This is a genomic window from Lysinibacillus piscis (genome assembly GCF_026012395.1).
Taxonomy (GTDB): Bacteria; Bacillota; Bacilli; order Bacillales_A; family Planococcaceae; genus Lysinibacillus; species Lysinibacillus piscis.
The window spans coordinates 38,515-53,240 of record NZ_BRZA01000009.1; the positions used below are offsets into that span (position 1 = coordinate 38,515).

General features: G+C 38.6%; 15 protein-coding genes and 3 tRNA genes. 14 read left to right on the forward strand and 4 right to left on the reverse strand.

Annotated features, from left to right (window positions below):
* The first annotated feature begins 225 nt into the window (after positions 1 to 225).
* The 13 genes from OPF91_RS17935 (at position 226) to OPF91_RS17995 (ending at position 13,087) form a co-directional block, all read left to right on the forward strand.
* Entirely contained in the window at positions 226 to 1,413 is a 1,188-nt protein-coding gene (locus tag OPF91_RS17935) for an MFS transporter (RefSeq protein ID WP_264990307.1), read from the forward strand.
* 281 nt (positions 1,414 to 1,694) lie between these two features.
* Entirely contained in the window at positions 1,695 to 2,255 is a 561-nt protein-coding gene (gene pth, locus OPF91_RS17940) for an aminoacyl-tRNA hydrolase (RefSeq protein WP_264990308.1), read from the forward strand.
* Positions 2,256 to 2,330: 75 nt separating this feature from the next.
* A complete protein-coding gene (locus tag OPF91_RS17945) occupies positions 2,331 to 2,558 on the forward strand; it encodes an anti-sigma-F factor Fin (protein WP_264990309.1) in 228 nt (75 codons plus the stop codon).
* Between the two features lie 86 nt (positions 2,559 to 2,644).
* Positions 2,645 to 6,151, forward strand: coding sequence for a transcription-repair coupling factor (gene mfd / locus OPF91_RS17950; protein WP_264990310.1), 3,507 nt, complete (start codon positions 2,645 to 2,647; stop codon positions 6,149 to 6,151).
* A gap of 286 nt (positions 6,152 to 6,437) precedes the next feature.
* Complete coding sequence (gene spoVT / locus OPF91_RS17955) at positions 6,438 to 6,974, forward strand: stage V sporulation protein T (protein WP_264990311.1); 537 nt, start codon at positions 6,438 to 6,440, stop codon at positions 6,972 to 6,974.
* A 242-nt stretch (positions 6,975 to 7,216) separates the two neighbouring features.
* The gene (locus tag OPF91_RS17960; protein ID WP_264990312.1) at positions 7,217 to 8,830 is read left to right on the forward strand and encodes a putative polysaccharide biosynthesis protein; all 1,614 of its coding nucleotides are present in this window, start codon (positions 7,217 to 7,219) and stop codon (positions 8,828 to 8,830) included.
* Between the two features lie 9 nt (positions 8,831 to 8,839).
* Positions 8,840 to 10,300 carry a bifunctional methyltransferase/pyrophosphohydrolase YabN gene (yabN, locus tag OPF91_RS17965; protein ID WP_264990313.1) on the forward strand — a complete coding sequence of 487 codons (1,461 nt, stop codon included), beginning with the start codon at positions 8,840 to 8,842 and terminating at the stop codon, positions 10,298 to 10,300.
* A 5-nt stretch (positions 10,301 to 10,305) separates the two neighbouring features.
* Positions 10,306 to 10,596 carry an RNA-binding S4 domain-containing protein gene (locus tag OPF91_RS17970; RefSeq protein ID WP_264990314.1) on the forward strand — a complete coding sequence of 97 codons (291 nt, stop codon included), beginning with the start codon at positions 10,306 to 10,308 and terminating at the stop codon, positions 10,594 to 10,596.
* 465 nt (positions 10,597 to 11,061) lie between these two features.
* A complete protein-coding gene (yabP, locus tag OPF91_RS17975; protein ID WP_264990315.1) occupies positions 11,062 to 11,361 on the forward strand; it encodes a sporulation protein YabP in 300 nt (99 codons plus the stop codon).
* Positions 11,358 to 11,843 carry a spore cortex biosynthesis protein YabQ gene (yabQ, locus tag OPF91_RS17980; RefSeq protein ID WP_264990316.1) on the forward strand — a complete coding sequence of 162 codons (486 nt, stop codon included), beginning with the start codon at positions 11,358 to 11,360 and terminating at the stop codon, positions 11,841 to 11,843. Before yabP ends, yabQ begins: the two co-directional genes overlap by 4 nt.
* Before the next feature lie 23 nt (positions 11,844 to 11,866).
* Positions 11,867 to 12,268, forward strand: a complete 402-nt coding sequence (locus OPF91_RS17985; RefSeq protein WP_264990317.1) for an FtsB family cell division protein — start codon at positions 11,867 to 11,869, stop codon at positions 12,266 to 12,268.
* Positions 12,269 to 12,393: 125 nt separating this feature from the next.
* Positions 12,394 to 12,822: a S1 domain-containing RNA-binding protein gene (locus OPF91_RS17990; protein WP_264990318.1), complete on the forward strand. Its 429-nt coding sequence runs from the start codon at positions 12,394 to 12,396 to the stop codon at positions 12,820 to 12,822.
* 58 nt (positions 12,823 to 12,880) lie between these two features.
* Complete coding sequence (locus OPF91_RS17995) at positions 12,881 to 13,087, forward strand: hypothetical protein (RefSeq protein ID WP_264990319.1); 207 nt, start codon at positions 12,881 to 12,883, stop codon at positions 13,085 to 13,087.
* A gap of 126 nt (positions 13,088 to 13,213) precedes the next feature.
* Here the strand turns inward: OPF91_RS17995 and OPF91_RS18000 are convergent, their stop codons facing one another.
* Positions 13,214 to 13,435: a hypothetical protein gene (locus OPF91_RS18000; protein WP_264990320.1), complete on the reverse strand. Its 222-nt coding sequence runs from the start codon at positions 13,433 to 13,435 to the stop codon at positions 13,214 to 13,216.
* A gap of 75 nt (positions 13,436 to 13,510) precedes the next feature.
* Between OPF91_RS18000 and OPF91_RS18005 the strand changes: the two genes are divergently transcribed.
* Positions 13,511 to 14,200, forward strand: a complete 690-nt coding sequence (locus OPF91_RS18005; protein WP_264990321.1) for an aspartate/glutamate racemase family protein — start codon at positions 13,511 to 13,513, stop codon at positions 14,198 to 14,200.
* A gap of 175 nt (positions 14,201 to 14,375) precedes the next feature.
* Here OPF91_RS18005 and OPF91_RS18010 read toward each other — a convergent pair.
* From OPF91_RS18010 to OPF91_RS18020, 3 genes are all read right to left on the reverse strand, one after another.
* Positions 14,376 to 14,447, reverse strand: a tRNA-Glu gene (locus tag OPF91_RS18010).
* 5 nt (positions 14,448 to 14,452) lie between these two features.
* Positions 14,453 to 14,529 (reverse strand) — tRNA-Met (locus tag OPF91_RS18015).
* Positions 14,530 to 14,534: 5 nt separating this feature from the next.
* Positions 14,535 to 14,609, reverse strand: a tRNA-Gly gene (locus OPF91_RS18020).
* Positions 14,610 to 14,726: the final 117 nt, after the last annotated feature.

Sequence of the window (14,726 nt, forward strand, 5' to 3'; positions counted from 1 at the left end):
CATGGATTTTGAGGGCCTACACGATGTAGGTTAGTTAGCCGTTGTCACAGGATGTGATGCTTTTAGGCTAACTTCCTTTATACGAGTGAGCTCGAAAAAATCCAGACGCAATTACGCTTCAGCGTAATTGATATTAATTCAGCCAAAAGACTGAAGATTTTGAGCTTTCATGAATTTGTTTCTTCGCTATAATGAAGATAACTCTAAATAGAAAGTAGAATTTGTATGAAAACGTATAATGAAAAAATTAGTATTTATCATGGCATGGCTTCCACACTTGCCGCTAATACGACAAGTAATTACATTCCTTTATTTGCTATTGCTATTTTGGGAGCAAGTAATTATCAGGTGGGCTTAATTAGCTCCATTCCACCACTTATTACATTGCTGATGACGATTCCTGCCGCATTAATGTTGAATAAGGCTGTAGAGCAAAAGAAGCTAGTTGCGTTTTCTGTGCTATTAGCGAGATTCGTATTTTTGTTTATTTTATTGGTTGTCTACTTACCAAATACAATAGCAGCATGGACATTGCTAACATTGATTGCCTTTATGAGTATTCCAAATACGATGGCAAATATGGGCTGGCAGGCATTAATTGGGAATATCATAGAAGATCATCGACGAGCCCAATTTTTTAGTGACCGTAACCGACTGTTGACAATTGTTGGACTTATTTCTACTTTAATTATTGGTATTGTCATGCGTGATGCGACGAATAATGAATGGGCGTATCAAATTTTATTTGCGATTGCTTTTGGCTTTGGTTTATTGGAAATGTATTTTCTATTACGACATGAGGAAGGACAACGTCTGCAACAAACAAAAAAGAACAAAGCCATGAATTGGGCCATTTTTAAAGATACGCATTATGTACGCTTTTTAATTGTGGCTTTATGTTTTAATTTTGGATGGCAAATGGCATGGGGACTTTTTAATATTTATAATGTGCGTTATGCTGAGGCGACTATTTTTTGGATTAGTATGTTTAGTGTGGCCAATATGCTTGCTCAAATTTTATCGTTCCCATTATGGCGTAAATGGTCTGAGCAATATGGCAATATGCGTGTGTTTGTCTGGGTGGCGCTTGGTATGGCAACCTCACCATGTTTAATGGTGTTATCAACAAATTTTATCTATCTTACATTAATGTCTGTGTTATCAGGTTTATTTGTATCAGGAACGATTTTGATTTTATTTAATTTATTATTAGAAAATGCACCAAAGGAAAACCGCACATATTGCATTACAACGTACAATGTTTTATTAGCGATTATTGCCTTCATCGCTCCACAAATCGGTATTTGGCTATTGGAGACTTTTGATATGACGATTGCGATGAATATTAGCTCGGTTGTGCGCTTCAGTGCAGCATTTGGTTTCTTGTATGTTTGGCTGAAAAGTAAGAAGTAGCATTTGATGAAGGCAATTTTATATTCTAATATCGTTACCTCTAGCCTAAATTATTTATGTCGTATATACCATTTAAAGGTAATAAAATACAAATGACTAGTATGATAATATAAATGATTAATGGAAATTTTAAATTGGTGGATTTTGTGAGGCTAATAAGATGTCTTAGTATACCGTAAGTCAGTGAACAAAAGACATCATCTATTTTCTATGGTAAAATGAGCAAGAATTATGTATAAAAAATGGCTATAGATAGATTGAGTAAAAGGGGTAACATATAGATGAAATTAATTATTGGTCTGGGCAATCCAGGCAAACCATATGAGCATACACGGCATAATATCGGCTTTGATGTGATTGATGCTTTAGCAGATAAATGGAGTGCACCATTAAACCAAATGAAATTTAATGGTATGTATGCAACCGTGCATCGTCCAGAGGGTAAAGTCATATTATTGAAACCGTTAACATATATGAATTTATCGGGTGAATCGGTGCGCCCGCTAATGGATTATTTTGATGTGGCTGTAGAAGACATCATTGTGATTTATGATGACTTAGATTTAGAAACAGGGAAATTACGCCTACGTCAAAAAGGTAGTGCAGGTGGACATAATGGCATTAAATCCTTGATTCAACATTTAGGGACACAGGAATTCAATCGTATCCGTATTGGAGTGAATCGTCCTCCTGCTGGAATGAAGGTCGCTGATTATGTATTAGCTAAATTTTCAGCAGAGGAGCAATCGATTGTGCATACAGCTATCGACAAATGTGTAGATGCTGTTGAAGCAGCTTTAACAAAGCCTTTCCTTGATGTGATGAATCAATTTAATGCTTGATAAATAGTGCATAAACTTTGACAAAATTGCCTATACTTTAAGTAGCAAGTTGTTTAAAGGAAGGGTGATTTGGAGATGTCAATTCGCTATCGTTGTCGCCATTGTGAGGTAGAAATCGGGACATTACCATTTGATGCAGATGATACGATTCGCAAGCTTCATGTTTTCGAGCTAGGTGAAGCCGATGATTATGTGGAAAAAGATCAACATGGGCAAACGACGGTGCATTGTATTTGTGAACAATGTGAAGATTCCCTTCGACAATATCCAGATTATCATGCACTTCATAAATGGCTACAATAATGGGAAGTTGCTTTGGCGCATGAGTCGTGCGTCCAAGGCTTTTTCCATTTTACAATAAAGAACATACTCGAAAGGGGTTTTGAACTGTGCAAGTTCTACGTCAGCGTATATCGCAGGACAAACATATTACCTCGTTTTTGCAGGAAATACAGCAAAATCATATAGCATCACAGCTAATTACAGGTTTAACAGGTAGCGCACGTCCAGTATTGGTAGATGCGTTATTTCATTATACAAATAAACCGATTTATATTATTGCTCCTAATCTATTACAAGGACAAAAGATGGTCGATGAGCTAGCAGGTTTACTTGGGGAAGAATATGTCCGTTATTATCCAGCCGATGATTTTATTGCAGCAGATTTGTCGATTGCTTCTCCAGAGTTACGAGCTGAACGTATTGCAACATTGGATTGTTTAGCTAGAGGGGAGAAGGCTGTCTATGTCATACCTGTAGCGGGCTTACGTAAGATGATGCAACCACAAGCACATTGGCTACAATATTTTTTACACACTGCTGTAGGAGAGGAAATTGATATTCAGACGTGGCTACATACATTAGTCGAGATGGGGTATGTGCGTAATTCGATGGTCACAACACCAGGAGAATTTGCTTTACGTGGGGGGATATTAGATATTTATCCACCTTATATTGAAGCGCCTATTCGTATTGAATTATTTGACACCGAGGTGGATTCGATTCGTACATTTTCTGCGGATGACCAACGCTCTATTGATAAACTACAGGAAGTCCGTATTTTGCCAGCTTCAGAGGTTATTTTAACGAAGGAAGAACGCATGGCATTGGCAAGTCGTTTAGAAGTGGCGTTGGCAGCCAGTTTAAAAAAGGTGAAAAAGCAAGAAACGAAGGAATTATTATACCAGCATATCCAATATGATATTGAATTACTGCAACAAGGTCATTTACCTAACTATGTTAACAAGTATGGTTCATTATTATATGACCAAACCTCTTATTTAGGGGATTATTTTGCCAAAGAGGGGCTTGTTCTTTTTGATGAGCTTGGACGTGTGCAGGAAGTGATGGATGCTTGGGAACGTGAGGAGCATGAGTGGTTTTTATCATTAATTGAAGAAGGTAAAATCGTTCATGATGTGAAGCCAGCATTTTCTTTAAAGGAAATTTTGGCGATGCTACCACAGCAAAAGCTATATTTATCGCTATTCTCACGCACATTTTCAGGCATTACCTTTAATAAAACAACCAATTTTTCTTGTAAGCCGATGCAGCAATTCCATGGACAAATGTCTTTATTGCAAAATGAAGTGGAGCGTTGGCTATTAAGTAAATTTACAGTATTAATTGTTGTCAGAAATACTGAACGTATGAAACGTGTACAGCAAATGCTAGAGGAATATGATATTCCTACAACAATTGGTGAGCCAACAGATGCAGGGATATATATTGTGAATGGTACATTATCCAGTGGCTTTGAATTGCCATTACAACGATTAGCTATTGTGACAGAGGACGAACTGTTTAAGCAACAAATAAAGAAAAAGGCACGTCCACAAAAAATGACGAATGCCGAGCGTATTAAAAGCTATACTGAGATTAAAGCAGGCGATTATGTTGTCCACGTTCATCACGGTATTGGGAAATACATCGGTGTCGAGACTTTAGAAGTAAATGGTACACATAAGGATTATCTACACATTCGCTATCGAGCAGATGATAAATTGTATGTGCCTGTGGAGCAAATTGATTTAATTCAAAAATATGTCGCCTCTGAGGATCGTGAGCCTAAGCTACATAAGCTAGGTGGCGCAGAATGGAAAAAGGCAAAGGCAAAAGTATCCTCTGCTGTACAAGATATTGCAGATGATTTAATCAAGCTTTATGCAAAACGAGAGGCAGAGAAAGGCCATGCCTTTGCACCAGATAATGACGATCAACGTAGCTTTGAAGAGTCGTTCCCTTATGAGGAAACAGAGGATCAACTGCGTTCCATTATCGAGGTGAAACGTGATATGGAGCGTGAACGCCCAATGGATCGCCTTGTTTGTGGTGATGTAGGCTATGGGAAAACAGAGGTAGCTATTCGTGCTGTGTTCAAAGCGATTCAAGATGGTAAGCAGGTAGCATTTCTTGTGCCAACTACGATTTTAGCACAGCAGCATTATGAGACAATGCGAGAACGTTTCCAAGACTTTGCAATTAATGTCGGCCTACTCTCACGCTTCCGTACGAAAAAGGAGCAAAGTGAAACAATTAAAGGCTTAAAGGCAGGACAAGTAGATGTGGTCGTGGGTACACATCGTATTTTATCGAAGGATTTACTATTCCAAGACCTTGGATTACTGATTGTTGATGAGGAGCAACGCTTTGGTGTTACCCATAAGGAAAAGATAAAGCAGTTGAAAACAAATGTGGATGTTTTAACTTTAACGGCAACTCCGATTCCAAGAACATTGCATATGTCAATGGTTGGTGTGCGTGATTTATCAGTTATTGAGACACCACCAGCTAATCGTTTCCCAGTACAAACGTATGTGATGGAGCATAGTGGCGCATTGGTGCGTGAGGCAATTGAGCGAGAAATGGCACGAGGCGGACAAGTCTTTTATTTATATAATCGTGTGGAAGACATGGCACGTAAAGTAGATGAGATTCAGGCGCTTGTACCAGAAGCACGTATTGGTCATGCACATGGTAAAATGACTGAATCAGAGCTAGAGTCTGTCATTTTAGCCTTTTTAGAGGGAGACTATGATGTTCTTGTAACAACAACGATTATTGAAACAGGTGTAGATATACCGAATGTCAATACATTGATTGTTCACGATGCAGATAGAATGGGGCTGGCACAGCTTTATCAATTACGTGGGCGTGTAGGGCGCTCTAATCGAGTGGCTTATGCGTACTTTATGTATCAACGGGATAAAGTGCTGACAGATGTAGCCGAGCAGCGATTACAGGCGATTAAAGAATTTACGGAATTGGGATCAGGCTTTAAAATTGCGATGCGTGATTTATCGATTCGTGGAGCAGGGAACTTACTTGGCGCACAGCAGCATGGCTTTATTGATTCGGTAGGGTTTGATTTATATTCACAAATGCTACAAGAGGCAATTGAGGAACGTCAAACAGGTGTGAAAAAGGTAGAAAAGCCAGATATCGAAATTATTTTAAGTATAGATGCCTATATTCCTGATGTTTATATCCCAGATGGCTATCAAAAAATTCAAATGTATAAACGTATCAAGGCGATGGAGCAAGTAGACGAGTACGGAGAAATTGTGGAAGAATTAGCAGACCGTTTCGGCGATTTACCAATTGAAACAGAGCGTCTATTGCGTATTGCACGTATGAAGGTTTGGGGCTTAGAAGTCGGTGTTGTTTCTGTGAAGGAAAGACAAAAAATTATTACGATTTTATTGTCTGAGGAAGGTACGGCACAAGTTGATGGTAGTAAGGTGGTCGAGCAGTCGATGAAATTTGGGCGTGCTGTAGGGTTTGGTATGGATGGCATGCAGTTAAAGCTAACAATTGATGAGCGCAAATGCGAAAAATATCAACCATTTGATATGTTAGAAGAATTAATGCAAATTGTGGTTGGAGCAAAGAAATAATAGAGTTTGAGCTTACATTGTCGGTTTTGAGAAGAAATATAGCTTATATAGAATAATTAGCGTGTATATAGCTTAATAAGTATCAAGAAGAATTAGGTATACTCGCTATCAGCAAACGTAAGGTGTTATACAAGGTTCATCGATTGTGTTATGACCAATAGATAAATGTCCATGTGTAGGATTTGAAGCATAAGCCTTTTTCTTCAGTTTTTGCATAGAATGTGATTTCCAATACCATACTATAGAGGAAGTCAAATTTTATTGTAGCGAAAGCGAGGCATGGAGAATGAAGGCAACAGGAATTGTTCGTCGTATTGACGATTTAGGGCGTGTAGTGATTCCGAAAGAAATTCGTAGAACGCTACGCATACGTGAAGGCGATCCGCTTGAAATTTACACAGACCGTGAAGGTGAAGTGATATTAAAAAAATATTCGCCGATTAACGATTTGGGCGATTTTGCAAAGGAATATGTGGAAACTTTATATGAAACACTTGGCACACCTGCATTCGTGACAGATCGTGATGAAGTCATCGCTGTCGCTGGCATTAGTAAAAAGGAGTATATCAATCGCCGTATTACGACATTTACAGAAAGCTTTATGGAGGAGCGTTCGACAAAAATAGAGAAAAAGGAAACCTCTATTGAAATTACACCAGGGCAATATGAGCAAGTCAAATCTTACTGTGCTGCACCAATTGTGGTTAATGGTGATCCTATTGGCTGTGTAATTGTCTTATCCAAAGTTCATTTTGTTGGAGATGTCGAAGTAAAGGTTGTTGAAACGGCAGCTAATTTTTTGGCGAAGCAAATGGATAGTTAATTATATACCATGTAGCTGAAAGTTATTGTTATACCCATTGTTGGTAGAGCAATAACTTTTTTGCATTTTGGATAGAAAGGGAACTATCAATTGTTGAAAGGCGTCAACCTTTGGAAATATGCTATACTAATGGCATTATCTTGGTTCCATCTTATACGAGATAAAGTTCAAGCAATGTCACAGGTTGTTAAGAAAGCGTTCTTTAACATCTGGCTTAATTGAAAAAGAAAAGAGGATCGTATATGTCAGAACGATTTGGCATGAAAACCTATATGAAGGGCGCAGCAGTGCTAACGATTGCCTCCATTATTGTTAAAATACTGAGTGCGATCTATCGTGTCCCATTTCAAAACCTTGTTGGTGATGAAGGATTCTACATTTATCAGCAAGTATATCCTGTCATCTCGATTTTTGTCGTTTGGACATCGAGTGGTTTTGCGGTAGCCATTTCAAAAATGTTGGCAGACAACGATAGTCTAGCAGATGCGCTGGAGCGAGAGCAAAGAAGAAGCAGTATGATGCGTATTGTCTTTCGGTATTTGACGGTGCTCTCTTTGCTGTTTTTTGTCAGTTTATTTGGTGGTGCTGAACTACTGGCGAATTCAATGGGAGATGCACAGTTAGCCCCACTTATTCGCACAGGCTCTTTTATCGTACTAATTATGCCAGCGTTAGCGATTGTGAAAGGTAGCTTCCAATCGAGAGGCATTATGGGACCTATCGCAGCTTCACAAGTGTTTGAGCAGGCCGTAAGGGTGTCCTTTATTTTAGCGGGCACATTCATTATTATGTCCACAACAAAATCATTATATGGTGCTGGGCAAATAGCCATTATAGGTACAGTTCTTGGTGAGCTTGTAGGGTTTTTATTGCTTGGTTGGTTATTCAAAAAGCGTTTTGGTTTGCCGAAAGGAAAGCCCATTCTGAAAGATTTCCCTGTCATTAAAGAAGTAACCTTACTAAGTTTAAGTGTTAGTATGAGTAGCTTATTATTGCTTGGTTATCAGCTAGTTGATTCTTTTACTATTTACTCGTTATTGCTAGATAGTGGTATGGATGTTCAATTGGCAAAAGAAACGAAGGGGATTTATGACCGAGGTCAACCATTAGTGCAACTCGGTGTAACCATTGCAGCAGCTTTATCCTTAGCGATTGTCCCTCTTGTAGCACATATGTCGAAGAAAAAGCAAGGTCGTAGTGCCGTTCCATTTATTCAGCTTACATATCGAGCTTCTGTTTTATTTGGTTGGGCAGCGTCTTTAGGTCTTGTACTAGTGATGCCCTATATCAATGAAATGCTGTTTAAAACAAATGCCCTTTCTGAAGTATTGATGCTCTATGTATTAAAAATTGTGCCATTGTCCATTATTTTAACGTTCACAGCTATTTTACAAGGCTATGGTAAATTAAAAAAGCCAGCATTATTTTTAATAACAGGTTTTATTTTGAAAGTGATATTGAATGTAGTGACTGTTGGGTGGTTAGGTGTATTAGGTGCAGCGATTGCAAGTAATATTGGTTTACTAGTGAGTGCAGTATTATTAATGATGTATTTAAAAAAAATGCTGGGTATTCGTTTAGCACCTGCTAGTTATTATGGAAAAGTAGGTGTTGCATCGATTTGTATGACAATCATTGTTATTCTATGGCTGCAATTTATGCCAATTTTGCTGACGCCATTTTTATCTTCTCGTTTTGTAGCAGTAGGTGCAGGATTATCAGCCGTTTGTGTAGGAGCTTTCATTATGATGACGGTTGTAGCCAAATTGCGTGTATTAGCAGAAAAGGAATGGTATCTGCTACCGTTTGGGCGTAGAATGGCTATTTATCAATTATGGTTAAATCGGAAAAAGTAGGTGTTAGATATGAAGACATTAACAGTAATCGGTCTTGGTGCAGGTGATTTAGACCAGCTACAAGTAGGTGTTTATAAACAACTAAAAGCAGCTCAAAATGTATATGTGCGTACTGTTGACCATCCTGTATTAACAGAATTAGTAGCAGAAGGTTTACAATTTACTAGCTTTGATGCAATCTATGAAAAGCATGATACTTTTCAGCCTGTCTATGAAGAAATTGCAGAAAACTTAGTGGCGATGGCAGCAACAGAAGATGTTATGTATGCTGTACCAGGACATCCACTTGTGGCAGAACAAACTGTGCAATTGTTAATCGCAGCAGCAGAGGCTGGCAAGGTACAACTGGTGATTGAGGGAGGACAAAGCTTCCTAGACCCTATTTTTGGTGCATTGAAAATTGACCCAATCGAAGGTTTTCAACTGCTGGATGGTACAAGTTTCTCCATGCACGATATCAATATGCGACAACATATTTTAATTGCACAAGTGTATGATATGTTTAGTGCATCAGAAGTGAAGCTCACATTGATGGAAAAGTACGATGATGAATATCCTGTAACAGTTGTCACAGCGGCAGGTTCAGCACAGGAAAAATTAGTGACTGTGCCATTGTATGAGCTTGACCAAAGTGTAGAGGTCAATAATTTAACGACCATTTATGTGCCACCTGTGCAAGAACAAGAGGAAGCACTACGGGATTGGACGACCTTCCGCCAAATTATTGCGACATTGAGAGGGCCGAATGGTTGTCCGTGGGATCGTAAGCAAACACATGAATCATTGAAAAAATATTTGTTAGAGGAAGCACATGAATATTTAGCTGCTGTTGATGCAGAGGACGACTTTGCGATGATTGAAGAGCTAGGCGATGTGTTACTACAAGTATTTTTACATGCACAGATTGGTGAGGACCAAGGTTACTTTGCACTAGAGGATGTACTGGCCTCCATTAGTGAAAAAATGATTCGCCGTCATCCACATGTTTTTGGTGATGTAGAGGTAGACGATGCAGATGGTGTCGTTGCTAATTGGGAGGCTATCAAGGCAGAGGAAAAAGGAACGAATGACAAGCCATTATTGACAGAGGAGTATCGACCATTTTCTTCATTGCAAACAGCTTATAATTATCAAAAACGTGCCGCAACAGTTGGCTTTGATTGGCCTGATGTGGATGGGGCGTGGGATAAATTTGCGGAGGAATGGCAGGAGTTTCGTCATGAAGTGACAAATGGTACAAGTACGTCACGACTTGATGAGTTAGGCGATGTGCTGTTTACCATTGTCAATTTGGCACGTTTTTATAAGCTATCTCCAGAAGAAGCCATGTTGCATGCCAATGAAAAATTTGCAAGACGCTTTGGCTATGTGGAAATGAAGGTGAAAGAAAGTGGACAGCCATTTTCAGCCTATACATTAGAACAATTAGATGCTTTCTGGAATGAAGCAAAGCATTTAGAAAAGGGGTAATCAATATGAGATTAGATAAATTTTTAAAAGTATCTCGTTTAATTAAACGTCGTACTTTAGCAAAAGAAGTGGCAGATCAAGGGCGTATTACGATTAATGATAAGGTAGCAAAGGCGAGTAGCACAGTGAAAGCTGGAGATGAGCTAGCTATCCGCTTTGGACAAAAGGTAGTGACAGCACGTGTAGAGGAATTGCGTGATACAGTGAAAAAAGAGGACGCTGCAAAAATGTTCACGATTTTGAAGGAAGAGCGTTTAGAAAAAATTGAGCCAGAGTTTATTGATGATGAAGAGTAACTAAGAGAAAGCCACCATAGCTGATTAAACTATGGTGGCTTTGATTTTTATCTTGATTCAGCAAATGCTTTTTGTATCGAAAGCGAAGTGGCAGATACAGAAGACCCCTTCCTCAATAGGGAGGGGAGGAATGCCAGTTTGTACGCCATTCAGTGGGTGTCCAAAAGCCCACTGAATCAAGATAAAAGCCCCAGCGGATGTCGCTGTCGCTGCGTTTCACTACGCTTTCGCACAGAAAAATCGTTTGTCATGGATTTTGAGGGCCTACACGATGTAGGTCAGTTAGCCGTTGTCACAGGATGTGATGCTTTTAGGCTAACTTCCTTTATTCGAGTGAACTCGAAAAAAATCCAGACGCAATTACGCTGGGGCGTAATTGATATTAAAAAACACGATGAGTTGTCATGCTTTGAAGGTTGTCCGCATAAAGTGAACAGAAGCTAGGACGACTAAGGGAGGAAAAATATGACGCTACATCAAGAAAGTAACCGTTACACAATTCCATCTGGAGAGCATATTTTAACGATTCGTAATCGTAAAAGAATGGACATGACTTCTGTAAAATCGATTGAACGCTTTGATCAGGAAGAGTTTTATATTAAGACGTCCCAAGGGCATTTGTTAATTCGTGGGGAAGAGCTGCATATCGTTCATTTAGATGTTGATAAAGGCCTACTAACACTCGAAGGCACTGTGAAGACGTTACAGTATGATGAGGAAGATAGCGGCTTCTCGAAAGGGTTCCTTCATAAGTTATTTGGATGATTGTTAGCGAACAATTTTTTCAGCTCATCGTCATGATTTTGAGCGGTATTGCAGTAGGGTTTATTATTGATAGTGTAAGATTGATTACTTTTTCAACATCCAAAAAATCGATTTTGCGGAAATGGGCTATATTTTTAGAATTCATTACGTGGATTGTATTAGGATGTCTCTCCTATTATTTATTATTTTGGCTGAAGGATGGCGCTTGGCGGGCTTATGACCCGCTAGCGCAGATTGCAGGTATTTTTTTATATCAAGCCTTTTTACAAGGTTTCTTTCGTTTCGTAGCAAGAGTTATTGTTGCGATTACGTGGAAACCATTTTGGTGGATTGTCCGACTTATTTTTGCATTGCTTCAACAAATTATTCGATTTTTCTTCAATATAGGTCTATTGTTGGTAAGACCATTTGTCAAAATTTATTCGTATTTGTCCTACACTTTTTTCAAAAAAATGCGATATATCAAGTATAATAAAAGATAACTACTATAGTTGGGGGTGCGAGCATGGCTAGACGTCACTCATCAAATGATGAACAACCATTGACAAAACTTGATAATGACTATGTGCGTAACACAGATAAAGCAATAAATCGTAAAAAAGAAGGACGTAAACGGAAAATCCGTCGTATTCTCTTTTTTGCCATTGTACCAGTTGGGATAATTATCGTCCTCATCAATATTCTTGCTTATCAAAGTGAAGCATTGGTGATAAAGGAACAAAAAAAGGAAGTAGCAGATAAGCAACTAGCTGAAGTAAAAGAAGAACATGAGTTATTAAATTTAAAAATTAAGCAGTTAGAAGATGACGAGTATATTGCAAAATTATTGCGTAAAGAATACTATTTGTCTGAGGAAGGCGAAGTTATTTTCATTATACCAGATGCAGAAAATAAAAAAGATGAGTGATTGTCCTAAGGATTATTGACACACATTTTTTGTTATATATAATGAGAATAGAACTTATTGTAACAAATAGTTTGATTACACGACTCACATGAGTTGCTTAATTTTTAAGGAGGAGCATTTTTTTTATGTCAATTGAAGTAGGCAGCAAGGTACAGGGTAAAGTAACAGGAATCACAAATTTTGGAGCATTCGTTGAGCTGCCAGATGGCAAAACAGGCTTAGTTCACATTAGTGAAGTTGCTGATAATTATGTGAAAGATATCAATGAACATCTAAAAGTTGGCGATGAAGTTGAAGTAAAAGTGATGAATGTTGAAGCGGACGGAAAGATTGGTCTTTCAATCCGTAAAGCAAAGCCTCAAGCAGAAAGACCTGAACGTCCAGCACGTCCACGTCGTGAAAACCGCTCAAACGATCGCAATGAGCGCCATCAGCAAAAAGAAAACTTTGAGCAAAAAATGGCACGCTTTTTAAAAGATAGTGATGAGCGACTAACAACTCTTAAACGTGCAACAGAATCAAAACGTGGTGGTCGTGGAGCAAGAAGAGGGTAGTTTGCTGACTGTTTTAATGCTAGAAAAAGTGTTATCACATAAAAGTAGGGATTGGCTTATGACTAAAGCTAATCCCTTTTTGCTTGAACTGAATTATAGTGTGGAGGTTGGTCTTTTTTTCTTTGTCGGTACTTCTTTTACAGGTGAGGGAGGTATTGCTTTAGTAGTTGGATTCATCACGATTTTGACAAGTAGCAACCCACCATACGCACTAAGCACTAGCCCAGTCAGAAGTAAGATGATCTGGATAGCGAATGGTAAATGAATCAGAATGGATATAAGAATAATCATCGAGCCGCTTCCACAAACAAGAGCGGCTTTTGTTAATGGGCTCAAAAGATAAACCTCCTATGTAGCATAAATAATCATTATAAGTATGCCATATCTTCGGTTAGTTAGCACGGACAAACCAAAAGCCAACAGCGATAATAAGTAAAAGGAATGGTGTTAGTCCAATATATTTCCATGCGTTTTCTGCTCCTCCGAAATAATAAGCAACAGGTGCAAAAGTAAAGGCACTTAGCAACATAAAGCGCCAAGACAGTTTGTAAATGCCGATACCGAATGAAGCGATAGAAATGGTAAATGAAAGATACCAAAGTGCTAAAATCATAATATTACCTCCCTTTTCTTAATTATCGGAATGTTATATTATGTTCTAAAGAAAAAGAAGTGGAGGGGGAATCAGATGAAAACAATTGGCTTGATTGGTGGTATGAGTTGGGAATCATCTGCCCAATACTACAAAATTATGAATGAAGAAGTCAAAAGAAGACTAGGTGGATTACATTCAGCTCAATGTATTTTAGCAAGTGTAGATTTTGAACAGATTGAGCGATTTCAGAAATTAGGGCAATGGGATGAAGCGGGAGCATTGTTAGCCACTGTTGCTAGCAATTTAGAAAAAGCGGGCGCAGATTTCATCATTATTTGTACAAATACGATGCACAAGGTAGTGACGATCATTGAAGCAGCTATTTCTATTCCTATTTTACACATTGCTGATGCAACAGCGTATGAGATTAAACGTAGTAAGTTAAGGAAAATTGGACTATTAGGTACTAAGTATACGATGGAGCAAGATTTTTATAAGGAAAGGGTGCAACAGCATCAAATTGATATTGTCATTCCAAATGAGACAAGTCGTATAGAAGTCAATCGTATTATTTTTGATGAGCTATGTTTAGGAGAAACGAAAGCTACCTCCAAAGCTTATTATTTACAAGTGATAGATGAGCTTATCCAGCAAGGAGCAGAAGGTATTATTTTGGGCTGTACAGAAATAGGTCTTCTTGTAAACATGCAGGATATAGATATACCTGTATTTGATACAACGATTATTCATGCTATATCTGCAGTGGAAAAGGCATTTTCTTGAAGGGAGATTCAGTATTCTTATAGCAGAATATTGGAGATTTTGCGTAAGAGATGTATTTTTGATTCTCAAAAAATAATGATTTGTTTCATAACGATTTGGGCTAACACCATAATGTCTTATAAGGTCAATAAAATAAAAAGCCCAAAACGATTTTATATCGTCTTGGACTTTTGGATGACCCGTACGGGATTCGAACCCGTGTTACCGCCGTGAAAGGGCGGTGTCTTAACCACTTGACCAACGGGCCTTCTATGGTGGCGGCCGAGGGGATCGAACCCCCGACCTTACGGGTATGAACCGTACGCTCTAGCCAGCTGAGCTAGGCCGCCATGTTTGGAGCGGAAGACGAGGTTCGAACTCGCGACCCCCACCTTGGCAAGGTGGTGTTCTACCACTGAACTACTTCCGCATCGTTTGTTAAGCAACAAAATATATAATACAATCCATAGCTACCGATGTCAATAAAATTTATAAAAATTAATCAATAAATGTTTCGATGGCATAGGACATGCTGTTATATGGAGGT

Coding starts and splice junctions, on each gene's coding strand:
- OPF91_RS17935 (WP_264990307.1), top strand. CDS start 226: ATGAAAACGTATAATGAAAAAATTAGTATTTATCATGGCATGGCTTCC.
- pth (WP_264990308.1), top strand. CDS start 1,695: ATGAAATTAATTATTGGTCTGGGCAATCCAGGCAAACCATATGAGCAT.
- OPF91_RS17945 (WP_264990309.1), top strand. CDS start 2,331: ATGTCAATTCGCTATCGTTGTCGCCATTGTGAGGTAGAAATCGGGACA.
- spoVT (WP_264990311.1), top strand. CDS start 6,438: ATGAAGGCAACAGGAATTGTTCGTCGTATTGACGATTTAGGGCGTGTA.
- OPF91_RS17960 (WP_264990312.1), top strand. CDS start 7,217: ATGTCAGAACGATTTGGCATGAAAACCTATATGAAGGGCGCAGCAGTG.
- yabN (WP_264990313.1), top strand. CDS start 8,840: ATGAAGACATTAACAGTAATCGGTCTTGGTGCAGGTGATTTAGACCAG.
- OPF91_RS17970 (WP_264990314.1), top strand. CDS start 10,306: ATGAGATTAGATAAATTTTTAAAAGTATCTCGTTTAATTAAACGTCGT.
- yabP (WP_264990315.1), top strand. CDS start 11,062: ATGACGCTACATCAAGAAAGTAACCGTTACACAATTCCATCTGGAGAG.
- yabQ (WP_264990316.1), top strand. CDS start 11,358: ATGATTGTTAGCGAACAATTTTTTCAGCTCATCGTCATGATTTTGAGC.
- OPF91_RS17985 (WP_264990317.1), top strand. CDS start 11,867: ATGGCTAGACGTCACTCATCAAATGATGAACAACCATTGACAAAACTT.
- OPF91_RS17990 (WP_264990318.1), top strand. CDS start 12,394: ATGTCAATTGAAGTAGGCAGCAAGGTACAGGGTAAAGTAACAGGAATC.
- OPF91_RS17995 (WP_264990319.1), top strand. CDS start 12,881: ATGACTAAAGCTAATCCCTTTTTGCTTGAACTGAATTATAGTGTGGAG.
- OPF91_RS18000 (WP_264990320.1), bottom strand. CDS start 13,435: ATGATTTTAGCACTTTGGTATCTTTCATTTACCATTTCTATCGCTTCA.
- OPF91_RS18005 (WP_264990321.1), top strand. CDS start 13,511: ATGAAAACAATTGGCTTGATTGGTGGTATGAGTTGGGAATCATCTGCC.